We start from the raw sequence: 21,214 nt of genomic DNA, 5'->3' as shown, positions 1-21,214 counted from the left end.
GGCCGCGCGCCTACTCGCCGCCGGCCGGCTTGCGCCGCATGCTGCCGGCGACCATCCGGTATTCGAACAGCCGGCATTCGAGCGCGCCGTTGAATAGTGGCGTGCGCTTGCTGGCCTTGAGCCCGATCAGTTTGGGCAGCGCCGGGTCGGCCGTGAGGAAATAGCAGCGCCAGCCGCTCCAGCGTTGCTTCAACGCATCGCCGAACTGCGGATACAGCGCCGCCAGTTCTTCCGCCTCGCCGATACGCACGCCATAGGGCGGATTGGTCACCAGCACGCCCGACTCCGCCGGCGGTTCGAGCTTGAGGAAATCGGCGCGGTCGAGGACGACGCAATCGCCGAGCCCCGCCGACTGCAGGTTGACGCGGCTGCGCCGCACCTGCTCGCCGACGATATCCGAGCCGTATATCTTCAGCCGCCGCGGCGGCTGGCGACGTGCCTCGGCCGCCTGTCGGATGCTTGCCCAGGCCGCGCGATCGAGATGACGGAAGCGCTCGAACGCGAAGCCGCGGCCGAGCCCCGGCGCGATGTCCAGCGCGATCTGCGCTGCCTCGATGAGGAAAGTGCCGCTGCCGCACATCGGATCGAGCAGCGCTTCGCCCGGCTGCCACCCCGACAGGCGCAGGATGCCGGCGGCAAGGTTTTCCTTCAGCGGCGCTTCGACGGCGGCCGGCTTGAAGCCGCGCTTGTACAGCGGCTCGCCGGAGGTATCGAGATACAGCGTGACGCGGTCGCGCGTCAGGAAGGCGTGGATGCGGATGGCCGGATTCGCGGTGTCGACGCTCGGGCGCTTGCCGGTCACGGTGCGGAAGTGATCGCACACCGCGTCCTTGATGCGCAACGTGATGAATTCGAGGCTTTTCAGCGGCGACTGCTTCGCCGTGACATGGATGCGGATCGTGTCGTCGACGGTGAACCACTTCGCCCAGGTCACGCCGTAGGCGAGGCGATAGATGTCCTCCTCGCTCTGGTAGCGCCCCTCGGCGAGGCGCCACATGACGCGGGTCGCGAGGCGGCTCTCGAGGTTGGCGCGGTAGCACACGCGCCAGTCGCCGGAAAAACCGACCCCGCCGTGGGTCGGCGCGATCGAAGCGGCGCCGAGCGTCGCGAGTTCCTCGGCGAGCGCCGGCTCGAGGCCGCGCGGACAGGGGGAAAAAAAGGATTCGGACATATCGGGGACCGCGACGGGAAAGGGAAGGGAAAGAAAGGAAAGGGAATCGGAAAGGATGCGACGCATCGGGCGGCGCGGCGGCAAAGCGATCGTGCGACCGCCTCGCCGCCGGCACTGTACGTCAGAACGGCTTCAACACCGCGAGAAAGACGACCGCGAACAGCACCAGCACCGGCACTTCGTTGAACACCCTGAACCAGACATGGCTGCGGGTGTTGCGGCCGGCGGCGAAATCCCGCATCAGTTTGCCGCAGTACAGGTGGTACGCGACGAGGAACAGCACCAGCATCGTTTTCGCATGCAGCCAGCCGCCGATCGCGATCCTGTCGCCGAAGCCGAACCACAGCCAGAAGCCGAGGCCGACCGCGAGGATGCCGAGCGGCGTCATGAACCGGTACAGCTTGTATTCCATCAGCGCGAGGCGCTCGCGCGTCGCCGCGTCCTCGACCATCGCATGGTTCACGAACAGGCGCGGCAGATAGAACAGCCCGGCGAACCAGCTCACGACAAACGTGATGTGCAGCGCCTTGACCACCAGCATCAAATGTTTCCTCCGCGATCGTTGAGTGCCGCGGCGAACCCTTCGCGCACGGTCGGGTATTTCAGGCGGACGCGCAATTCGCGCCGGATGCGCTCGTTCGACAAACGACGCGACTCCGACATGAACGACAGCGCCATCGGCGAGAGTGCCGCGGCGATGTCGGCCCGGCTCATGCGCGGCGGCCGCGGAACACCAAAAAAATCCGCGGCGAAGTCGAAATAGTCCCCCATCTTCATGCTCGTATCATCGACCGCGTTATACACCCGCCCCGGGCGTCCGCGAAAGATCGCGACACAGGCGAGCTGTGCGAGGTCATCGGCATGAATGTGGTGGGTATGCACGTCCTGCTCTGCCAGCAGCACCGGCTCGCCCCGCCGCAGGCGCGCGAGCGGCAGGCGGTCGGCGGCGTAAATGCCCGGCGCGCGCAGGATGCTGACGGCGACCCCGCAGCGGCGCCCGAAACGCCTCAGGCGGCGCTCGGCGTCGACGCGCCGCCGCGCGCGATCCGTCCGCGGCACGCAACGGCTCGCCTCGCCGACCCGCGCGCCGCCACAGTCGCCATAGACGCCCGTCGTACTTATGTATATGACCCGCTGTGGTAGACTCGGCCGCTGCGCCAGCGCTGCCAGCAGCCCTGCGGTACGCGGGTCTTGGAGGCCGGCGCCGGGAGGCGGGGCGAAATGCAGGACCACGTCGGCGATCCCGGCCAGTCTTGCGAGGCTGCGCCGGTCGTCGAGATCCGCGAGCAACGGGATCGCGCCGCGGGAGCGGAGCGCCGCGCACGCGGTCGGGCTGCGCGTCACGGCATATACCCGGAAGCGTTTCGCCAGCCACGGAATCGCCCGCATGGCAACGTCACCGCTGCCGACGATCAATATTCTCTTCATGTTTTAATTATCTCACGCCCGATGCCGTTCCAGATTTCACTCGAGCCTGACGGACAGCGCTTCACCGCCGAAGACGACCAGACCATTCTCGACGCAGCGCTCGCTGCCGGATTGCTGCTTCCCTACGGCTGCCGCGACGGCGCGTGCGGCGCATGCAAGGGCCGGGTGGTCAGCGGCGAGATCGACATCGGCCAAGTCTCGGCGAACGCCCTGCCCGACGTGGAGCGCGCCGCCGGCCTCGCGCTGCTCTGCCGTGCCCGCGCCCGCAGCGACCTCGTCATCGAAGCCCGCAATGTGCGCCGCGCCGGCGACATCCCGGTCAAGAAGCTGCCTTGTCGCGTGCAGCGCCTGCGCCGCGTCGCGCAGGACGTGATGATCGTCGACGTGAAGCTGCCGGCCAGCGACCCCTTCCGCTTCCACGCCGGCCAGTACATCGACTTCATCCTCGCCGGCGGCGGCCGCCGCAGCTTCTCGATCGCCAATGCGCCGGAGGATGCCGATCACCTCGAACTGCACGTCCGGCACGTGCCCGGCGGACAATTCACCGACCACGTGTTCGACGCGATGAAAGAGCGCGACATCCTGCGCTTCGAAGGCCCGCTCGGCAGCTTCGGCCTGCACGAAGGCTCCAGCGGACCGACGGTGCTGATCGCGGGCGGCACCGGGTTCGCGCCGATCAAGAGCATCGTCGAGCACGCGATCCGCACCGGAGAACGACGTCCGATAACGTTGTATTGGGGCGCGCGCGACCGCGCCGGTCTTTACCTCGACGACCTGGCCCGCTCATGGGAATCGCTGCTGCCCGGCTTCCGGTACGTTCCGGTCCTCTCCGAACCCGGCCCAGGCGACTCGTGGAACGGGCGAACGGGTCTCGTCCACCACGCCGTGATGCAGGACCTCCCCGATCTCTCCGCCCATGAAGTGTATGCCTGCGGCGCCCCGGCGATGATCGACGCGGCGCGCCGGGACCTCGTCGCCGAGCGCCACCTGCGCGCAGAGACTTTCTTCTCCGACGCATTCACCTTCGCTTCCGACGCGGGCCGCTGAGACGATGGCCGAGACTGCCTTTCTCACGCGCGAACCGGTCGTCAACCGCAACCGGGCGATCACCGCGAACCGCCTGATTGCCCATGCCCCGAACATCGCCGCCGTGGTGGAAATGCTCAACGGACTGGGCGAGACGTGGCCGACGCATCACCCCATTTTCCTCTGCCTCGGCAAACTCGTGCCGATGCCGGAGCTGATGAAGTGGCAGGCGCCGCCGAACGCGATGGTCGAGATCCCGGTGCAGGCCCTTGCCCATCCGCAGACGCAGGCCCTGCTGCCGCAGCTGCGCGAAGCCGGCGTCAGCGTGTGCCTGAGCTGGTTCGCGCCGGGAACGCCGGTGCCGGCCGGCTACGACTGGCGCTTCGTCCTGATGGACAGCAGGAAGCATCAGGCCTCGTCGGGTTCGCCCGGCATTGCCCTCGCGTGGGGACTGCCCAATGTCGACGCCTTCGGGCAGGCCGTCCAGGCAGGCTACGACGGCGCCTCCGGCTGGTTCTTCCTGCACGGCAACCAGCCGCCAAAGCAGCTGTCGCCGGCGCACGCGCAACTCGTCCGGCTGATCGGGCTGGTGCGCAACAACGCCGACATCCGCGAGATCGAGGCCGTGCTGCGCCAGGACGTCGCGGTTTCCTACAAGCTGTTGCGCTACATCAACTCCGCCGGATTCGGGCTGATGTGCGAGATCCAGTCCTTCCGCCACGCGGTCAGCATCCTGGGCTACGCGAAACTGCACAAATGGCTGTCGTTGCTGCTGGTCACCGCGAACCGCGACCCGGGCGCACCGGCGATGATGCAGACGTCGATTTCGCGCGGCCGGTTCATGGAAGAAATCGGCGCGGCGTTCTTCGACAAGTCCGAACATGACAACCTCTTCATCACTGGCGCATTTTCGCTGCTCGACGTGATGCTCGGAACCTCGATGCAGAGCCTGCTCGAAGAGATGAGCCTTCCCGCCGCGGTCAGCGACGCGCTGCTTCTGGACCAGGGCGCCTATGCGCCCTTCCTGAAACTGGCGAAAAAGTGCGAAAGCTTCGACCCTGCGGCGTTGCAGAAGCAGGCGGCGGAACTGCAGATCGCTCCGGAGCAGATCAACCGCGCAATCGTCGGCGCGCTGGGCTTCGCGGACAGCCTGCAGGCTTGAAGCGGCCCGCAGCCCGGCGGGCGCTCCCCCTGCCGGCAGCGTCCGGAGACGCAGGATTAAGTATGCGTCAGTCGTTCCCGCAGGCATTCGGTCACATCGCGCGCAACGCGTCGCCCCTAGAATGCCCCATCGTCCCGACAAAAGCGCCCGGCCACCCGATGACGGTCCTGTCCGAGCAAGGCCTCTTTCCTCTCCGTTCTTTCGCCCCCCTGGCCGAGCACCGGGAGGGTGCGCTGCGGCTGCTCGTTCCCGACGCGCCCGACTGGGACGAGCTCGCGTCGCTGATCCTGCGCGACCCGGCCCTGCTCTGTTCGATTTTCGTCGCCGCCCCGCTGCCGCCACGGCAGCGCCTCGCCTCGACACTGCGCGTCGAACTCTCGCAGCGACTGCAGGTCCTCGGTGCCAGCGTGCTGCGTGCCTGGCTGCTGCAGATCGCATGGAGCGCGGCCCCTGTCGATCGCGATGCCCGCCTGCGCTACGGCGAGGCCCTGATGGCGGCTGAATGCGCGCTCCATCTCGCCCTGGAAACCCGCTACCCGTATCCGGACGAAGCCTATCTCGCCGGCCTGTGGCACCCGTTCGGTGCGACCGTCGCTCAGCGGTGCGGGCTCGCCGGCCCGCTTGCCGACGCACTGGCATTCGACCACCCGCTGGAAGAAGCCGGCCTGTCCGCCCATCCGCTCGTGCCCCTGCTGCGGACGGCGCGCCGGCTCGCCCGCGAGGGCTGGGAACGCGAGTTGCCAAGCCTCGCGCGGATGTGCGGCCTGGCGGTCGAGACGCTCCTGAGCCTGCGTACCGACGTCGGTTTCCTGGTGCGGCAGTCCTCGACCCCGCCGGCGCTGACCGACGCGATGGGCGACGAACCGGGCGACGAGTGGGCCGGCAGCGGTGCGCCGGTTGTTGCCAGGCCAGGGAGCCCTTGCGGATCGGGCCTTGATGCGATGCTCGACACGGCGCTGTCCGGACTCCTGCGGACCGCCTTCATGGACCTCGACCCGCAACGCGTCGCGGAGCGCCTCATAATGGCGCTTCGCCTGCTGTGCGGAAACGATGCGGATGCGGTATTCGTGGTCGCCGCCGACGAGCACGGCATCCTCCAGGCGTTGCCGCTGGCGGCGGGGCGGGACATTGCGAAACCGTACAGCGAGCTGCGCCTGCGCCTCGAGGACGAAGCCAGCATCATCGCGCTGGCGGCCCGCACGGCAAGCCCTTCGTCATGTTTCCTGCGCTCCGGCGTGCCGCCGCGGAGCGTCCCCGACTGGCACATCGTGCGCTGGCTCGGCCGGGAAGGGATCCGCTGCGTGCCCCTGGGGTTGAAGGACGGCGCGGGCGTTGCCGTCATCGCAGCCGACGAGCGCAGCCCGCTGGCTCCCGCGGCGGCCCGCATCCTGGCCGAACTCGCGACCGCCGCTGCGCGGGCCCTGCGCGACCTCGACCAGCGGCAGAGCGCTCGCGCCGAAGCCGAAGAACGCATCGAGGCGCATCATCGCGAACATGTCCGACGCATCGTCCACGAGGCGCGCAACCCTCTCACCGTCATCAAGAGTTACCTCGGCATCGTCGCCCAGCGCCATCCGGGCGCCAGCGGACTCGCCGGGGAAATGGACGCGCTGCACGGCGAGCTGGACCGCATCGCCGACCTTCTGCAGCGGGCAGCCGAGACTCCGGCTGCCGAATCCGAACCCGCACGCTGCCGCGTCCCCGAACTGCTGCAGGAACTCCACGGCCTGTACGGCGAATCCCTGTTCGCCCGGCGCGGCATCCGGTTCGAGCTGCGCGCCGCAGCCGCTCTGCCTGCTGCCGCAATCCCGGGTTCGGCGCTCCGCCAGGTGCTGTTGAACCTGTTCCGCAATGCGGCCGAGGCCCTTCACCCGGGCGGCCGCTTCTCGGTTGCCGTTCCCGGGCAGGTGCTTGCAAACGGCAGGCAATGCCTTGAAATCCGCCTGATCGACAACGGCCCCGGCCTGCCCCCGGAGCGGCTCGCGGATCTTTTCAGCCCCCGTCCGAGCGGCAAGGGCAGCGGCCACGACGGCATCGGCCTGTCGATCGTCCGTGAAATCCTCGAACAATGGCACGGCCTGATCCTCTGCCGCAGCCAGGCCGGCAGCGGCACCAGCTTCCAATTGCTGTTACCTCTGGATACAAACACCTGAACTGAGGCATCATTGTCCGTCCATCGAGTGCATTGATCAGATCGGAGAACCATGGTTATTCCGGCAGAAGAGCCTTTCTACGACAGTGCATCCGACTCTCGTACGGATTGCGCGTCGGCGCGGATCCTGATCGTCGATGACGACGCACCGCTGCGGCGCGCCCTGCCGCACCTGCTCGCCCGCGACGGGCGCAGCTTCGACGAGTGCGCGAACGTCGCCGAAACGATTGCACGGCTCCACGACACGCAGTACGACCTGATCCTGCTCGACTACCGCCTGCCGGACGGTACCGGTCTTGCCGTGCTCGACTGGCTCGCGAGCCGTCGCCGCAGCGAAGCCGTGATCATGATTTCCGGCGAGGATGCGATCGACGCCGCGATCGGCGCGTTGCGGCGCGGGGCGGACGACTTCGTGCGCAAGCCCTACCATGTCGCGCAGTTGCAGCGCGCCGTGCAGGGCGCGCTGCACAAGACGGCGCTGGAACGCGCGAACCGGGCCATGAGCAGCCGCCTGCACGCATCCGAACGGCTGCACCGCTACCTCGTCGAGAGTTCGCCGGACCTGATCTTCACGCTCGATACCGCGGGCCGCTTCAGTTACCTCAACCCGCGCGTCGAAGACCTCCTCGGATTCGAGCGCGACCAGCTGATCGGCCGCCCGTTCCTGTCGCTCGTGATGCCGGAAGACGCCGAGCGCATCGAACACCTGCTGGAGTCGGAACAAACCGCGGCCGGCGCTGCCTTTTCCGTCGAACTGCGCCTGCGCCGCCCAAGGCAGGCAGGGGCCGGATACGTCACCGTGGCGCTGCAGGGGACGCCGATGCTCGCCGGCATCGCCGACCGGCGCACCTGCGGGCTCTACGGCGTCGCCCGCGACATTTCCGAACGCAAGCGCGCCGAAGAGATCATCACTTTCCAGGCCTATCACGACCAGCTCACCCAGCTGCCGAACCGGGTGCTGTTCAAGGACCGGCTCGAACTGGCAATCGTCCAGGCGCAGCGCCAGCGCGGCACGCTGGCCGTGATGTTCATCGACGTCGACCGCTTCAAGCTGGTCAACGACAGCTACGGCCACGCCGAGGGCGACGCGCTGTTGCGCGGTATCGCAGACCGCCTGTCCGCGGCGCTGCGACGCGGCGACACGCTGGCGCGCCTGGGAGGCGACGAGTTCACGGTCCTGCTTCCGGACATCGGCCACGCCCGCGATGCCGAAACCACTGCGCGCAAGATCCTCGAGGCGCTCGACACCCCGTTCACGCTCGGGCACGGCGAGTTCCGGGCGACGGCGAGTGTCGGCGTCGCGCTCTATCCGCGCGACGGCGGGACTGCCGAAGCGCTGACCCAACACGCCGACATCGCGATGTATCAGGTCAAGCGTTCGGGAAAGAACGGTTTCCGGTTCTTCGACCCGGAACTCAACCACCACCATCATGACCGGATCACGCTCGAAAACGATCTCCGCACGGCAGTCGACCAGTCACAATTACAGCTTTACTTCCAGCCCCAGGTCAGTCTTTCGCAACAGCGGGTCGTCGGCACCGAGGCCTTGTTGCGCTGGAACCGTCCGGCCCACGGTTTCGTCGCCCCCGACCTGTTCATCCCGCTCGCCGAGGAACTCGGCCTGATCGGCGAAATCAGCCGCTGGGTGTTGAATGCGGCCTGCGGGCAACTGGCGCAGTGGCGACGGGCCGGGTTTGCCGACCTGAAGATGTCGCTCAATCTGTCGACTCACGATTTCGAACGTGAGGACATCGTCTCCGCGGTCATCGAGTGCCTGCAACGGCACGACATCCCGCCAAACCGTCTCGACCTCGAAATCACCGAAAGCATGATGATGCAGGATACGACGCTTGTCGCACACAAGGTGCGGCAGCTGCGCGACGCCGGTCTCGGCATCGCGATCGACGATTTCGGCACCGGTTATTCGGCGCTTGCCTATCTGCAGAAAATACCCGTCAGCACGCTGAAGATCGACCGCAGCTTCGTGCGCGACCTCGACGGACCGGTGACGAATCCGATCATCTCGGCAATCACCGGCATCGCGCGCGGTTTCGGGCTGCAATTGATCGCCGAAGGCATCGAACGCCCGGCGCAGGCCGAAACGCTACGGGCTCTCGGATGCGACGTGATGCAGGGTTTCTATTATTCGCGCCCCACTCCGCCGAATGAAACCGTCGCGTGGATGACGAGGCCGCCGGCCGGTTTGCTGAACTGAGCCCGACGGCTACTACCCCCCGAGCGGGCGAAAAAAAGCCAGCTCGCGGCTGGCTCTTCCGATGTGGCGCCGATTACTTCTGCGACAGCACCCAGGTCGCAAGCAGCTTGGCTTCGTCGGCGCTGACTTGCGGATTCGCCGGCATCGGCACCGGACCCCAGACGCCGGAGCCACCCTTCTGGATCTTGTCGGCCAGCTTGGCGACTGCATCACCCTGACCGGCGTATTTCTTCGCCACGTCCTTGTACGCGGGGCCGACCAGCTTCTTGTCGACCGCATGACAGGCGAGGCAGTTCTTGGCCTTGGCCAGTTCAGCAGAAGCGAACGCCGGGGCGGTGGACAGCAGGCCAGCGGCAACCGCGGCGGCAACGAACAGTTTCATGCTCTTTTCCTCATCAGGGGTGGTGTAAAAAGGTGGCCGGATATTAAACCAGCGGCTCGGATTTGACTACGACGCAACACTGTTGCGCGAACATCGATTCAAGTCTCGCAAACGCGCCGTCCGGACCTGAGCAATCAACGCCTCGGTCCCGGCTTGCGTTGACGTCGACTTTCCGGGCGCCTGGAATGCAGGGCACGCGGCGCAGCGCTCCGAAACCGGGAATGTTCTCCCCCGGCCGGAACTGTTTGAGGCGTGAAACGCTCCCCAGCATAAGGCAGGCTCGTGACACCGGAAGAGACACGCATCCGGCAGCGATATCGGCAGTGGCCAGGCCGAACCGTGCCGACGTGGCGATCTCGAGTGAGCCGCGTCATCCGGCACGTGGCGGCCAGGGACGAAAGGGCGACCCATGACTGTTGGCGACGAGCAACCAGATTTCTCCCGGTCCGGCGACCCGCTGTGGCGGGTCGCCTACCGTTTCCTGTGGCCGTTCCAGTATTTTCGCGACGTCACGCGGGGCAGTAGCCTCGAGCGCCAGCAGAACTACCGCCACAACCGCGCGATGCGGGTATACCTGCCGGGCTTCATCATGAAATGGGTGATCCTGACCGGACTGTGCTACAGCGCCGGAGGTGCACTGTGCCACATCGGCGCCGACGTTCTCGCCGCCGGCTGCTTCGTCGTCGCGTGCTGGACGCTGATCGTCGTCGTGCTGCTCGGCGTCGACTGGCTGTGGCTCGGGCGCTTCACCGACTTGTATTAGCGTTCGGCGCGATCCGGCATCGCGCGGCGCTGAAAGCGGCCTGGTTCATTGGCGCACCTCGGCGATATTGTCGAATTGCGTGAAGTGGCCGGTCGAACGGAAAGGGTTGATATCGAGCCCCCCGCGCCGCGTGTAGCGCGCCCAGACCGCCAGATGCCGCGGCGCACAGCGGCGCAGCACATCACAGAATATCCGTTCGACACATTGCTCGTGGAATTCGTTGTGGCTGCGGAACGAAACGATGTAGCGCAGCAGCCCGGCGCGGTCGATCGGCGGGCCGATGTAGCGCAGGACGATGGTCCCCCAGTCGGGCTGGCCGGTGACGAGACAGTTGGATTTCAGCAGATGCGAATACAGCGTCTCGCTGACTTCGTCGGCATTGAAGTCGCTTTGCAGGAAAGCAGGGTCGGTCCGGTAGGTGTCGATCTCGATGTCGATCTCGTCGAGCAACACACCATGCGGGTAGCCGAAAACACGCGTCGGCCGACGCGACAGGACCTCGATCGATACCGCGACCGGCGCGCCGGCGGCGGTGGACAGGTCACGCGTCAGCGTGTCGTGCACGAGCGTCGGATCGACGAATCGATGCTGGTTGAAAGAGTTCAGGTAGAGCTTCAGCGATTTCGACTCGATCAGGCGCGGTGACGTGACGGGAACGCGGAACGTGCCGATCGCGGCGACCGGCTTGCCGCGCGAGTTCAGCCACGACAGTTCGTACGCGTTCCACAGGTCCTCGCCAACGAACGGAAGCGTGTCGGGGGCGAGGCCCAGTTCGTCGCGCTTGATCTGCCGCGCAATCGGGAACAGGAGCTCCGGGGCGTAGCTGTCGGGATAGACGACGGACTGGCCCAACGGTGACGCCTCGGCGCCGTGGTCGTGCGTATCGGAAGGGTTCATGCCGGCGATTGTAAGGGAATCGGCTCCTGCCTCCACGGCGGGCGGGCCGACCTTATCAGGCACGCTGATATCAAGCACACAACGCCCGGCCCCTCGCCCAGATTGTGGAGCAGGCCGAGGCGATGGGCGAGCGGCGGTCACACGACGAAGAGTTCACCCATCAACACGGCACCGAGCTCCGCCCCTGAAATGCTACAATGTTGCGTTAGCGACACCTGCACCCCGGCCCAGCCATGCCCGCCCCGACCCTGCCTTCCGAAAAAAGCGCTGCCGCATTGATCGCGGGATGCGGGGGACGCATTACGCGCACCCGCCTCGCGGTGCTCGGAATCCTGCGTGACAGCGCCCATTCGCTGAGCCATGACGACATCGCGGCGCGGCTGCTTGCGCTCGATGTGCATCACGACCGCGTCACGCTCTACCGCACGCTCGACTGGCTCGTGGAGCAGGGGCTCGCGCATCGCGTCAGCGGGCCGGACCGCGCGTGGCGCTTCAACAGCGGCGGCGACAACGCCGGTGCGCACGCGCATTTCCATTGCGACCGCTGCGGTCACGTCGTGTGTCTGGAATCGATACGCCCGGACGAGAGCCTGGCGCTGCCTGCCGGATATCGCCCCGAGCGGGCCGAACTCGTCTTCCACGGCACGTGCCCGGATTGCGGGTGCCGGCGAGCCGAGGGCGCATGAGCGCCGGCGCATACCCCACTTCCCGCGACGAATCTGCCACCTCTGCTCCGACAATGAATCCCGTCCCTTCCCCGGCCGCGGCAACCGCGTCCCACCCCCACGGCCCGCACGGACATGGCCGGCATGCTGCGCTCGCGCCTCCTCACCCCCACCCGTCGTTCAGCTCGTCAGTTCTCGTACAGGGGGTCGGCACCCGGCTCGCGCTCGCCGCCGCCGGCGCAGCGCTGCTGTGGATCACGATCGGCTGGGCACTCTCATGAAACGCGACACCGACGTCCCGGCGCTGCACCTGGAGAACCTCACGCTCGGCTACGACCGGCACCCGGCCGTGCACCACCTCAGCTGCGACATTGCGAGCGGCGCGCTGGTCGCAATCGTCGGCCCAAACGGCGCCGGCAAATCGACGCTGCTCAAGGCGCTGACCGGCGACCTCTCGCCGCTGCAGGGGACTTTCCGGCTGAAGGCCGGCCGCGAAGGCGTCGCCTACCTGCCGCAGCAAAGCGAGCTCGACCGCAGCTTTCCGGTATGCGTCTTCGACATGGTCGCAATGGGATTGTGGCGCGACATCGGCGCGTTCGGCGGACTGCGCCGTGACCAGGCCGAACGCGTGCACGCGGCGCTCGCCGCGGTCGGCCTGTCCGGCTTCGAATCGCGCCAGATCGGCGCGCTGTCGGGCGGACAGCTGCAGCGTGCGCGCTTCGCCCGGATGATGCTCCAGGACGCACCGCTGCTGCTGCTCGACGAGCCGTTCAACGCCATCGACACCCGCACCATCGAGGATCTGGTCACGATCGTCCTTGGCTGGCATGCCGAAGGCCGGACGATTCTCGCGGTACTGCACGACCTGGAACTCGTGCGCCGGCACTTTCCCGAATGCTTGCTGCTCGCGCGCGAACCAGTCGGCTTCGGCCCGACCGCCGAGGTCCTCACCAACGAGCGCCTCGCCATCGCGCGCCGCCTCGCGAGCGATTTCGACGATGCGGCGCGCGTCTGTCAGCGACAACCCGAGCCGGGGGCCGCATGATCGCGGATGCCCTGCTCACTCCGTTCCTCGAGTTCGAGTTCATGCGCCGCGGCCTGGCGGGCTGCCTCGCGCTCGCGCTGGGGGCGACGCCGGTTGGGGTGTTCCTGCTGTTGCGCCGCATGAGCCTGATGGGCGACGCGATGGCGCACGCGATCCTGCCGGGCGCGGCACTGGGCTACCTTGCGTTCGGCCTGTCGCTCGGCGCGATGACGGTCGGCGGGATCATCGCCGGGCTGGTCGTCGCGCTCGCCGCGGGGCTCGTCGCGCGCTCGTCGATCCTCAAGGAGGACGCCAGCCTCGCCGCGTTCTACCTGCTGTCGATCGCGACCGGCGTGATGATCGTGTCGCTGCGCGGGCGCAACCTCGATCTGCTGCACGTACTGTTCGGCTCGGTGCTCGCCCTCGATGACAACTCGCTGCTGCTGATCAGCGCGATCTCGACGCTGACGCTGTTCGCGCTGGCGCTGCTCTACCGCCCGCTGGTGATCGAATGCTTCGATGCCGCGTTCCTGCGCAGCGTCAGCGGCACGAGCCCGGTCGCCCACTATGGCTTCCTGGTCCTCGTCGTGCTGAATCTCGTGAGCGGCTTTCACGCGCTCGGGACGCTGATGGCGGTCGGCATCATGATCCTCCCCGCCGCCGCGGCGCGGCTGTGGGTCAGGCGTCTGCCCTCGATGCTGGCGCTGGCGATCCTGATCGCCATGGCGAGCGGCATCGGCGGCCTGCTCGCGTCGTTTCATGCCGACGTCCCGGCGGGACCGGCGATCATCCTGGCCGCCGGCACCGTCTATCTGCTGTCGCTCGCGCTGGCGCCCGGCGGCATGCTCGGCGCGCGGCTCGAGCGTCGCCCGCATCTCGAATCCTGAACCGCCCTGTCGTCACAGTACCGATGAATCATCTGAAAATCGCCCTCCTCGCCGCGCTCGCGTTCGGTCTTGCACTCGTCTCCCCGGCGCTGCGCGCCGCGCCGCTCGAAGTGGTCGCGAGCTTCAGCATCCTCGGCGACTTCGTCAGCCGCGTCGGGGGAGAACGTGTCGCCGTGACGACCCTCGTGGGCGCAGGCGCCGACGCCCACAACTACCAGCCCCGCCCCTCCGACGCCCGGCGCCTCGGCAACGCGCGGCTCATCGTCGCCAACGGCCTCGGCTTCGACGAGTGGATCCAGCGCCTGGCGCAATCCGCGGGTTACCAGGGCACGGTCCTGATCGCGAGCGCCGGCATCCGGCCGCTCGCAGAGGAGGACGAACATGGACATGCCCACGAGGGCGCCGTGGACCCGCACGCGTGGCAGGACGTCTCGAACGCGATCCGTTACGTCGCCAACATCGCCGAGGCGCTGATCCGGACCGATCCGGCCGGCGCTGCCGTCTACCGGCAGAACGCCGCCCGCTACACGGCGGAACTGGAAGCCCTCGACGCGACCATCCGCCGCACGCTGGCGACGGTGCCGACGGAGCGGCGCAAGGTCGTGAGCTCGCACGACGCCTTCGGCTACTTCAGCCACGCCTACGACGTCCGTTTCCTCGCCGCGGCCGGGATCAGCACCCAGTCCGAACCTTCGGCGAGCGGCATCGCGCAGCTGATCCGCCAGCTGCGGCGCGAGAAACCCCCTGCCGTGTTCGTCGAGAGCATCAGTGATCCGCGGCTGGCCGAACGCATCAGCCACGAGAGCGGCGCGCGGCTCGGCGGGACACTGTACTCGGATGCGCTATCGAACGCCGACGGCCCGGCGCCGACCTACCTCGACATGATGCGTCACAACCTGAAGACGCTGATGGAGGGATTGACGTCGGCACCGTGAGCGCCCAGGCGGCCTGCGGCGAAGTTTCAGTCACCGTCCTCGGCGAGGCGAAAGCCCTGGAACTGCCAGCGCTCGTGCGGATAGAAGAAATTCCGATAAGTCGGGCGTACATGGTCGGCAGGAGTCGCGCATGAACCGCCGCGCAGCACCATCTGGCTGCACATGAACTTGCCGTTGTACTCGCCCAGCGCGCCGGCTGCGGCATGGAAGCCCGGATACGGCAAATACGCCGACGCGGTGTGTTCCCACACGTCGCCGTAGAGCTGGCGCAGGCCTTCACCGGCGTCCGCGACGACGGGATGGAGATAGCCCGCATCGCGCAGGTTTCCGCCCACTGTGTGACCCGCGGCTGCCACTTCCCATTCGGCCTCGCTCGGCAGGCGCCGCCCCGACCACGTCGCGAAGGCGTCCGCTTCGTAATAGCTGACGTGGCAGACCGGTTCGTCCGAATGCACGCGCCGCATCCCGCCGAGTGTGAACTGCCACCATTCGCCTTCGATGCGCTCCCAGTACAGCGGACTGCTCCACTCCGACTGCTTCACCCGCGCCCAGCCATCCGACAGCCACAGCGCCGGATTGGCATAGCCGCCCGATTCCATGAACGCGAGGAACTCGCCGTTCGTCACCGGCCGGGACGCCAGCCGGAAAGGGTCGATCCACACGCGGTGGCGCGGACGCTCGTTGTCGTACGCGAATCCTTCGCCGGTATCGCCGACCTCGCACAGGCCGCCGCCAAAACTTAGCCACTCGAGCGCGCTGCGCGAACGCGCCGGCGCCACCGCCAGATCTGCGCGATAGGCAGGACGCAGCGGATTGACGCTGAAATTGCGCTTGATGTCGGTCAGTAGCAGTTCCTGATGCTGCTGTTCGTGATTCAGCCCGATTTCAAGGCGCTCGAGGATTTCCGGCCACGGCCGGTCGCGGCGGTCGTCGAGCAGCTCGAGCATGTGGCGATCGACGTGAGCGCGATAGCGGTAGATTTCCTCGACCGTCGGCCGGGAAAGGAATCCGCGCGCCGCACGCGGATGAAAAGCGCCGATCTGCTCGTAATAGGAATTGAACAGGACCCGGTACGCGGGATCGAACTCGACGTAGCCCGGCGAGTATTCGCGCAGGATGAAAGTCTCGAAGAACCAGCTCACGTGAGCCAGGTGCCACTTGGCCGGGCTCGCCTCGTCGGCGGCCTGGATAACGAAATCCTCCGTACACAACGGCGCGACCAGCGCTTCGGTGTCCGCCCGGATGTCGCGGTATGCCCCAATGCATGCCTCGCGCAATGCCTCCGGATCTGCGTCGGCCATCTCGCCCACCGCCCGCAATCGCCTCATGACTCGACCTCCCCGTTGCCGCCCCGCGAACCAGCCGGACTCAAAAGAAAATCGCGTGCAGCATCTTCGCGCACAGCAGGATCAGCACGCCCGCGAACACCTTCTTCAGCGTTGCGACCGGCAACTGGTGGGCGAGTTTCGCGCCGACCGGGGCGGTGAACATGCTCACGCCGCTGACCAGCAGCAACGCCGGCAGGTAGATGAAGCCCAGGCTGTATTCGGGCATCCCCGCGCCATCCCAGCCATTGACCAGGTAACCGGCAGTGCCCGCGAGCGCGATCGGCAATCCGATCGCAGCCGAGGTGCCGATCGCGTTATGGACCTTGACGTTGCACCAGGTCATGAACGGCACGGACAACGACCCGCCGCCGATCGCGACGAGGGCGGATACGCCCCCGATCCCTGCACCGACCGCGCTCATGCCGAGCAATCCCGGCAGCTCGCGCGACGGCTTCGGCTTGACGTTTGCGAGCATCTGCAGCGCCACGTAAGCCATGAAGCCGGCAAAGAAGATCGCCAGCGGCTCGGACGCGACCCGGGACGCGATGAAGGTCGCGGCGAAGGTGCCGAGCAGGATTCCCGGGGTAATGCTGCGCACGACATCCCAGCGCACGGCGCCATGGCGATTGTGAGCGCGCAGACTCGACAGCGAAGTCATCACGATCGCCGCCATCGACGTACCGAGTGCGAGGTGCACGACGCTGTCGACCGCGAAACCCTGCGCGATGAAGAGGCTCGTCAGCACCGGCACCATGATCCCGCCGCCGCCGACGCCCAGCAGGCCGGCAAAGAAACCGACGAACGCACCGAGCGCAAGGTAGCTCAACCACCACACATCGAAAACCATGCTTCCAGTCCCATCAGCTGGCAGACAATGAAAAACGCCCGCAAAAAACAAGAGAGGCACGGACTGCAATCCGTGCCTCTCAATTTGGCCCCCCACCTGTTTCGTCTCCGCCGGCATCCTGAACCTGGGGTTCAGGGAGGTCGCTTCCCTTCCGCATCAGGCTCACCCGGCGAGGGGCGTGCACACCTGCGGCATCCATGGTCCGCGACCAAGTCTCTCGACATTGGTCCAAGGAATCTACGACTTCAACGAACAGGCGGGGGATTGATCTTTCAACTCACGCCAAACCTTTGTCCAACTCGCGCCAAGCCTTTGTCAGAAAAGCTTTTCTCGCTGCGCGAGCACCCCGTCGAGGCGTGCGTTTACGAAATTGATTCTACGCTTCACGGCCTGCATGTCAAACCCGCCGGAGCGCTGAAACTGCAAAAATTCGTGGGCGATGTTCAGCGCCGTCATCATCGCGAGCTTCTCCCCCGACGCATGCGTCTTGCCGGCCAGACCGTTGAGTTTTTCGTCCAGATAAGAAACCGCCGCGAGCAGACCTTCCTTGTCTTCCGAACGACAGGTCACGGAGTAAGCCTTGCCGAGCAAGGTGATGTCGAGTGTGTCCGAGGGCATGTCTAGGATTCCGGCAATTGTTCGAGCAAGGATTCGAGTTTGCCCGTCGCGAAGCGCACCTTCTCGGCCAGCGCCCGGTTATCGGTCTCCAGCCGGGCGAGCCGGGTCCGCAGTTCGCGTATTTCGACCCTGCCAGATTCGTACAGGCCGATCAGCTGTTCGAGCTGGTTCTCGAGCTTGTTGAGTTCTGCGTCCATGCGGCGGATGGTAGAGGGCGGTCGCCAAGCGGTCAAGAAGGGCTGCCGGCGTGGCAGCCGAAGCGCAATCAGGCCTCGGCGACCTGAACCCAGTCGAGCGCCTCGAACTGGAGCCGGGTGAGTTCGCCCGGCTCGACACCCAGCACGTCGGCGAAGGACGTCACCCGCTGCGCGTCGCCCTGTTCGAGCGCCAGCGCCAGTTCGAGATACGGCGCCATGGGTCCGCGCCGGTCCAGGATCGCGTCCCGCATCGCCGCCGAGAGCTTGAGCGGGCGAATCGCGTCCTCGATGGGCACTTTCAGCGCCACGTCCAGCAGCGAAAAAAGGCCCAGCACGAACAGCTGCGCGGCCGGGTCCCGCTCACCGCGAAGTGCCCCGAGCAGTTCGAGGAAACGGGCCCGCGTCAGCGCCACCTCGAGCACCGCGCCCGCCCCGGGCACGCCGCGCGCGCTCCCGAGCAGCATCATCGAGACCCAGCGCTGCAGCGGCTCCCGGCCGAGCAGCACCACTGCCTGCTCGACCGAGGTGATGTGGTGGTTGAGCCCCCACCCGGCGGCATTGACATAGCGCAGCAGGCGATAAGCGAGCGCGAGGTCGTGCTTGAGGATCTGCGCGATCTCCTGTGTCTCGACGCCGCGGTGCAAGCGGTCGAGCAGCGAGGCGAGGCGGGCCCCGTGCGGCGAGAGGCTGTTGCCTTTCCAGTCGTCGCGGCGCGTTACGAATCCGCCGGCAAAGGCCGAGCATCCGGCGCTGCGCGCGAGTTCGAAGTCGTCGTGGGTGCCGACGTCCCACACCCAGACTGCCACGTCCGGCTGCCGCCGCGCGATCGCGCATGCGAACAGCGAGACCTCCTCGGGCACGCAGAACCCCATGCGGAACACGGCCGCATCGGCGACCGGCAGCAGGCTCTCGAGCCACGGCCCGGGATCGTTGTGGTCGAGCGCGATGCGCATCCCCAGCCCCCGCAGCCGACGCGCATGAGCGATTGTTTCGCCGCCGGCCGCACGGGCCGGGTTCTCGGGCTGGACGAGCAGCGCGACATGCAGCCCGACGAGGCGCTCCAGCACGGGCTGTGCGAGAAATCCGTCCCAGACGCGTATGCAAAGGTCGCGATTGCGCAAGGTTGCGCCGTGCCGGTAGTGCGCAAGCTGCTCGACAAGCAGACCGTTGACGAAATCGCGCGCGCGTCGTCCTGGGGCACGGATGCGGCCCGCGAGATCCTCGCGCAGTTCGAATGCGTAACCGAGGGGGCACTGGTCGCGATCGAGGACCTCGGTGCGGCACAGCAATGGCGCGGCCGCGTCGTCCTTGTCTACAGCAATGTCATCAGGCGGTGCGGCCGGTCGAACGGCGGCTGACGGTGCCGCAGTGGAGTCGGCCGCGGGAACGACGACTGTGGCTGGGGGCGCCGCGACGACGAGCGGCGCCGCCGGCCTGCCGCCGAACAGCCGCATCAGCCAGCCGAACAACTCACCCACCGCAGCATGGCCGCGCCTTCACCGGATTCCGTCCGCCTCGCATCAGCGCTGGACTTGCGTCACATCCCGCACGCCGCCGGTGTCTGCGCTGGTCGTCAGTGCCGCATAGGCCTGCAGCGCCGCCGAGACGACACGTTGGCGCCCTTCCGGCTTCCACGCCTTGTCGCCCTTCGCGCTCATTGCGGCACGGCGGGCGGCCAGCACTTCATCGGGTACGGCGAGGTGGATGCGCCGGTTCGGGATGTCGATCTCGATCGAGTCGCCGTCCTCAACCAGCCCGATCGCGCCGCCGCACGCCGCTTCCGGCGAGACGTGGCCGATCGACAGGCCCGAAGTGCCGCCGGAGAAACGGCCGTCGGTCAGCAGTGCGCATTCCTTGCCGAGCCCCTTCGATTTCAGGTAGCTCGTCGGGTACAGCATCTCCTGCATGCCGGGACCGCCCTTGGGCCCTTCGTAGCGGATCACGACGACGTCGCCGGCGACGACGCGATCGCCGAGGATGCCTTCGACGGCCGCTTCCTGGCTCTCGAACACGCACGCACGTCCGGTGAAAGTCCAGATCGATTCATCGACGCCGGCAGTTTTGACGATGCAGCCTTTCTCGGCAATGTTGCCGTACAGCACCGCGAGACCGCCCTCCTGCGTGAACGCGTTCGCCCGGTCACGAATCACGCCGTGCGAGCGATCCATGTCGAGTTCGTTCCAGCGCCGGTTCTGCGAGAACGCGACCTGCGTCGGCACGCCGCCGGGAGCGGCCTTGTAGAATTCGAACACCGCGTTGTCGTGGGCCTGCATGACGTCCCAGCGCGACAGCGCTTCGGCCATCGTCTTGCTGTGCACAGTCGGCAGTTCAGCATGCAGCAGGCCGGCGCGGTTCAGTTCGCCGAGGATCGCCATGATGCCGCCTGCGCGGTGCACGTCCTCGATATGCACGTCGGCCACCGCCGGCGCGACCTTGCACAGGCACGGCACCTTGCGCGAGATGCGGTCGATGTCGGCCATCGTGAAATCCACCCCGGCTTCACGTGCGGCGGCGAGCAGGTGCAGCACCGTGTTCGTCGAGCCGCCCATCGCGACGTCGAGTGTGATCGCGTTCTCGAACGCCTGGAAGGTCGCGATCGAACGCGGCAGCACCGACGCGTCATTCTTTTCGTAGTAGCGCCGCGCCATGTCGACGATCGTGCGGCCGGCACGCAGGAACAGCTGCTCGCGGTCGGCATGCGTCGCGAGCACCGTGCCGTTGCCCGGCAGCGACAGCCCCAGCGCTTCGGTGAGGCAGTTCATCGAGTTCGCGGTGAACATGCCGGAACACGAGCCGCAGGTGGGGCACGCGGAGCGCTCGATCGCATCGACCTCGGCGTCCGAGCAGCTGCTGTCGGCCGCCTTGACCATCGCATCGACGAGATCGAGCGAGATCACCTTGGCTTCCCACTTGACCTTGCCCGCTTCCATCGGCCCGCCGGACACGAAGATCGCCGGGATGTTCAGCCGCAGCGCGGCCATCAGCATGCCGGGGGTGATCTTGTCGCAGTTCGAGATGCACACCAGCGCGTCCGCGGTGTGCGCGTTGACCATGTATTCGACGCTGTCGGCGATCAGCTCGCGCGACGGCAGCGAATAGAGCATCCCGGCGTGGCCCATCGCGATGCCGTCGTCGACGGCGATGGTGTTGAATTCTTTCGCCACGCCGCCCGCCGCCTCGATCTCGCGCGCAACCAGCTGGCCGAGGTCCTTCAGGTGCACGTGGCCGGGCACGAACTGCGTGAAACTGTTGGCGATCGCGATGATCGGTTTTTCGAAATCGCCGTCCTTCATGCCGGTGGCGCGCCACAGCGCGCGGGCGCCCGCCATGTTGCGGCCAGCGGTGGAAGTACGGGAACGGTACTGGGGCATGATGTCCTCGGCTCGGAAATCGGGCGCTCGGCTCTCGTCGGCCTGCGCCACTTCGGGTTCAGACCTGGAATTCTAACCGAAGCGAAACGCCCGTCGGCTATCATTCCCCTCCCGCCGCGGGCACGCCCGCGGCACCGAATGGGAAT

General features: G+C 67.0%; 21 protein-coding genes. 10 read left to right on the top strand and 11 right to left on the bottom strand.

Translation table 11 applies throughout. The features are described 5' to 3' along the window. Window positions 1-10: 10 nt before the first annotated feature. From pbN1_RS12515 to pbN1_RS12505, 3 genes are all read right to left on the bottom strand, one after another. Complete coding sequence (locus pbN1_RS12515) at window positions 11-1,171, bottom strand: THUMP domain-containing class I SAM-dependent RNA methyltransferase (protein WP_169203083.1); 1,161 nt, start codon at window positions 1,169-1,171, stop codon at window positions 11-13. A gap of 121 nt (window positions 1,172-1,292) precedes the next feature. Then, window positions 1,293-1,712 carry a CopD family protein gene (locus pbN1_RS12510; protein WP_169118270.1) on the bottom strand — a complete coding sequence of 140 codons (420 nt, stop codon included), beginning with the start codon at window positions 1,710-1,712 and terminating at the stop codon, window positions 1,293-1,295. Continuing rightward, window positions 1,712-2,599 (bottom strand): SDR family oxidoreductase, encoded by an 888-nt coding sequence (locus pbN1_RS12505; protein ID WP_169203082.1) that lies wholly within the window; start codon window positions 2,597-2,599, stop codon window positions 1,712-1,714. The genes pbN1_RS12510 and pbN1_RS12505 overlap by 1 nt, the downstream gene beginning before the upstream one ends. Before the next feature lie 21 nt (window positions 2,600-2,620). Here pbN1_RS12505 and pbN1_RS12500 point away from each other — a divergent pair, with 21 nt between their 5' ends. Genes pbN1_RS12500 through pbN1_RS12485 form a run of 4 tightly spaced genes read left to right on the top strand, consistent with a single transcriptional unit; the run spans window position 2,621 to window position 9,154 of the window. Continuing rightward, on the top strand, window positions 2,621-3,646 hold the full coding sequence (locus pbN1_RS12500; protein WP_169203081.1) for a CDP-6-deoxy-delta-3,4-glucoseen reductase: 1,026 nt from the start codon (window positions 2,621-2,623) through the stop codon (window positions 3,644-3,646). A gap of 4 nt (window positions 3,647-3,650) precedes the next feature. Continuing rightward, entirely contained in the window at window positions 3,651-4,787 is a 1,137-nt protein-coding gene (locus tag pbN1_RS12495) for an EAL and HDOD domain-containing protein (protein WP_169203080.1), read from the top strand. Then, entirely contained in the window at window positions 4,784-6,940 is a 2,157-nt protein-coding gene (locus tag pbN1_RS12490; protein ID WP_210147487.1) for an ATP-binding protein, read from the top strand. Before pbN1_RS12495 ends, pbN1_RS12490 begins: the two co-directional genes overlap by 4 nt. A 51-nt stretch (window positions 6,941-6,991) precedes the next feature. Further along, window positions 6,992-9,154 (top strand): putative bifunctional diguanylate cyclase/phosphodiesterase, encoded by a 2,163-nt coding sequence (locus tag pbN1_RS12485; RefSeq protein WP_169203078.1) that lies wholly within the window; start codon window positions 6,992-6,994, stop codon window positions 9,152-9,154. Between the two features lie 73 nt (window positions 9,155-9,227). On the opposite strand, the gene pbN1_RS12480 is transcribed toward pbN1_RS12485, so the two are convergent. Continuing rightward, entirely contained in the window at window positions 9,228-9,536 is a 309-nt protein-coding gene (locus pbN1_RS12480) for a c-type cytochrome (protein WP_169203077.1), read from the bottom strand. A 409-nt stretch (window positions 9,537-9,945) separates the two neighbouring features. Here pbN1_RS12480 and pbN1_RS12475 point away from each other — a divergent pair, with 409 nt between their 5' ends. After that, window positions 9,946-10,299, top strand: coding sequence for a hypothetical protein (locus pbN1_RS12475; protein ID WP_169203076.1), 354 nt, complete (start codon window positions 9,946-9,948; stop codon window positions 10,297-10,299). A gap of 45 nt (window positions 10,300-10,344) precedes the next feature. Here the strand turns inward: pbN1_RS12475 and queF are convergent, their stop codons facing one another. Next, window positions 10,345-11,196, bottom strand: a complete 852-nt coding sequence (gene queF, locus pbN1_RS12470; protein WP_169203075.1) for an NADPH-dependent 7-cyano-7-deazaguanine reductase QueF — start codon at window positions 11,194-11,196, stop codon at window positions 10,345-10,347. A gap of 233 nt (window positions 11,197-11,429) precedes the next feature. On the opposite strand from queF, the gene pbN1_RS12465 reads away from it, so the two are divergent. The 4 genes from pbN1_RS12465 (at window position 11,430) to pbN1_RS12450 (ending at window position 14,707) form a co-directional block, all read left to right on the top strand. Continuing rightward, window positions 11,430-11,882: a Fur family transcriptional regulator gene (locus pbN1_RS12465; RefSeq protein WP_169203074.1), complete on the top strand. Its 453-nt coding sequence runs from the start codon at window positions 11,430-11,432 to the stop codon at window positions 11,880-11,882. 256 nt (window positions 11,883-12,138) lie between these two features. Beyond that, a complete protein-coding gene (locus pbN1_RS12460; RefSeq protein WP_169203858.1) occupies window positions 12,139-12,906 on the top strand; it encodes a metal ABC transporter ATP-binding protein in 768 nt (255 codons plus the stop codon). Beyond that, complete coding sequence (locus pbN1_RS12455) at window positions 12,903-13,772, top strand: metal ABC transporter permease (protein ID WP_210147486.1); 870 nt, start codon at window positions 12,903-12,905, stop codon at window positions 13,770-13,772. The genes pbN1_RS12460 and pbN1_RS12455 overlap by 4 nt, the downstream gene beginning before the upstream one ends. A 23-nt stretch (window positions 13,773-13,795) precedes the next feature. Beyond that, complete coding sequence (locus tag pbN1_RS12450) at window positions 13,796-14,707, top strand: metal ABC transporter substrate-binding protein (protein WP_169203857.1); 912 nt, start codon at window positions 13,796-13,798, stop codon at window positions 14,705-14,707. Window positions 14,708-14,733: 26 nt separating this feature from the next. On the opposite strand, the gene egtB is transcribed toward pbN1_RS12450, so the two are convergent. The 5 genes from egtB to pbN1_RS12425 form a co-directional block, all read right to left on the bottom strand. Next, a complete protein-coding gene (gene egtB, locus pbN1_RS12445; RefSeq protein WP_210147485.1) occupies window positions 14,734-16,035 on the bottom strand; it encodes an ergothioneine biosynthesis protein EgtB in 1,302 nt (433 codons plus the stop codon). Window positions 16,036-16,075: 40 nt separating this feature from the next. Then, entirely contained in the window at window positions 16,076-16,882 is an 807-nt protein-coding gene (locus pbN1_RS12440) for a sulfite exporter TauE/SafE family protein (protein WP_169203856.1), read from the bottom strand. A gap of 315 nt (window positions 16,883-17,197) precedes the next feature. Beyond that, window positions 17,198-17,500, bottom strand: coding sequence for a cell division protein ZapA (locus tag pbN1_RS12435; protein ID WP_169203855.1), 303 nt, complete (start codon window positions 17,498-17,500; stop codon window positions 17,198-17,200). A gap of 2 nt (window positions 17,501-17,502) precedes the next feature. Next, window positions 17,503-17,697 carry a hypothetical protein gene (locus tag pbN1_RS12430; RefSeq protein WP_169203854.1) on the bottom strand — a complete coding sequence of 65 codons (195 nt, stop codon included), beginning with the start codon at window positions 17,695-17,697 and terminating at the stop codon, window positions 17,503-17,505. A 68-nt stretch (window positions 17,698-17,765) separates the two neighbouring features. Continuing rightward, window positions 17,766-18,764, bottom strand: a complete 999-nt coding sequence (locus pbN1_RS12425; RefSeq protein WP_169203853.1) for an EAL and HDOD domain-containing protein — start codon at window positions 18,762-18,764, stop codon at window positions 17,766-17,768. Here pbN1_RS12425 and pbN1_RS12420 point away from each other — a divergent pair. Then, window positions 18,738-19,055, top strand: a complete 318-nt coding sequence (locus tag pbN1_RS12420) for a hypothetical protein (RefSeq protein WP_169203852.1) — start codon at window positions 18,738-18,740, stop codon at window positions 19,053-19,055. The two genes, pbN1_RS12425 and pbN1_RS12420, sit on opposite strands and share 27 nt — an antisense overlap. Window positions 19,056-19,217: 162 nt before the next feature. Here pbN1_RS12420 and ilvD read toward each other — a convergent pair whose 3' ends face one another. After that, a complete protein-coding gene (ilvD, locus tag pbN1_RS12415) occupies window positions 19,218-21,068 on the bottom strand; it encodes a dihydroxy-acid dehydratase (protein WP_169203851.1) in 1,851 nt (616 codons plus the stop codon). Window positions 21,069-21,214 lie beyond the last annotated feature (146 nt).

The sequence above is a fragment of the Aromatoleum bremense genome, assembly GCF_017894365.1.
GTDB lineage: Bacteria > Pseudomonadota > Gammaproteobacteria > Burkholderiales > Rhodocyclaceae > Aromatoleum > Aromatoleum bremense.
Note: the sequence above shows the minus strand (reverse complement) of the source record. Positions and strands in the feature narration are given on the sequence as shown.

Excerpts from the sequence above, each read along its gene's own strand:
- pbN1_RS12460 (WP_169203858.1), top strand. The coding sequence starts at position 12,139 with ATGAAACGCGACACCGACGTCCCGGCGCTGCACCTGGAGAACCTCACG.
- pbN1_RS12440 (WP_169203856.1), bottom strand. The coding sequence starts at position 16,882 with ATGGTTTTCGATGTGTGGTGGTTGAGCTACCTTGCGCTCGGTGCGTTC.
- pbN1_RS12495 (WP_169203080.1), top strand. The coding sequence starts at position 3,651 with ATGGCCGAGACTGCCTTTCTCACGCGCGAACCGGTCGTCAACCGCAAC.
- pbN1_RS12510 (WP_169118270.1), bottom strand. The coding sequence starts at position 1,712 with ATGCTGGTGGTCAAGGCGCTGCACATCACGTTTGTCGTGAGCTGGTTC.
- pbN1_RS12500 (WP_169203081.1), top strand. The coding sequence starts at position 2,621 with ATGCCGTTCCAGATTTCACTCGAGCCTGACGGACAGCGCTTCACCGCC.
- pbN1_RS12450 (WP_169203857.1), top strand. The coding sequence starts at position 13,796 with ATGAATCATCTGAAAATCGCCCTCCTCGCCGCGCTCGCGTTCGGTCTT.
- ilvD (WP_169203851.1), bottom strand. The coding sequence starts at position 21,068 with ATGCCCCAGTACCGTTCCCGTACTTCCACCGCTGGCCGCAACATGGCG.
- pbN1_RS12430 (WP_169203854.1), bottom strand. The coding sequence starts at position 17,697 with ATGGACGCAGAACTCAACAAGCTCGAGAACCAGCTCGAACAGCTGATC.
- pbN1_RS12465 (WP_169203074.1), top strand. The coding sequence starts at position 11,430 with ATGCCCGCCCCGACCCTGCCTTCCGAAAAAAGCGCTGCCGCATTGATC.
- pbN1_RS12455 (WP_210147486.1), top strand. The coding sequence starts at position 12,903 with ATGATCGCGGATGCCCTGCTCACTCCGTTCCTCGAGTTCGAGTTCATG.
- pbN1_RS12435 (WP_169203855.1), bottom strand. The coding sequence starts at position 17,500 with ATGCCCTCGGACACACTCGACATCACCTTGCTCGGCAAGGCTTACTCC.
- pbN1_RS12515 (WP_169203083.1), bottom strand. The coding sequence starts at position 1,171 with ATGTCCGAATCCTTTTTTTCCCCCTGTCCGCGCGGCCTCGAGCCGGCG.
- pbN1_RS12420 (WP_169203852.1), top strand. The coding sequence starts at position 18,738 with ATGCAGCCCGACGAGGCGCTCCAGCACGGGCTGTGCGAGAAATCCGTC.
- pbN1_RS12505 (WP_169203082.1), bottom strand. The coding sequence starts at position 2,599 with ATGAAGAGAATATTGATCGTCGGCAGCGGTGACGTTGCCATGCGGGCG.
- egtB (WP_210147485.1), bottom strand. The coding sequence starts at position 16,035 with ATGAGGCGATTGCGGGCGGTGGGCGAGATGGCCGACGCAGATCCGGAG.
- pbN1_RS12480 (WP_169203077.1), bottom strand. The coding sequence starts at position 9,536 with ATGAAACTGTTCGTTGCCGCCGCGGTTGCCGCTGGCCTGCTGTCCACC.
- queF (WP_169203075.1), bottom strand. The coding sequence starts at position 11,196 with ATGAACCCTTCCGATACGCACGACCACGGCGCCGAGGCGTCACCGTTG.
- pbN1_RS12475 (WP_169203076.1), top strand. The coding sequence starts at position 9,946 with ATGACTGTTGGCGACGAGCAACCAGATTTCTCCCGGTCCGGCGACCCG.
- pbN1_RS12485 (WP_169203078.1), top strand. The coding sequence starts at position 6,992 with ATGGTTATTCCGGCAGAAGAGCCTTTCTACGACAGTGCATCCGACTCT.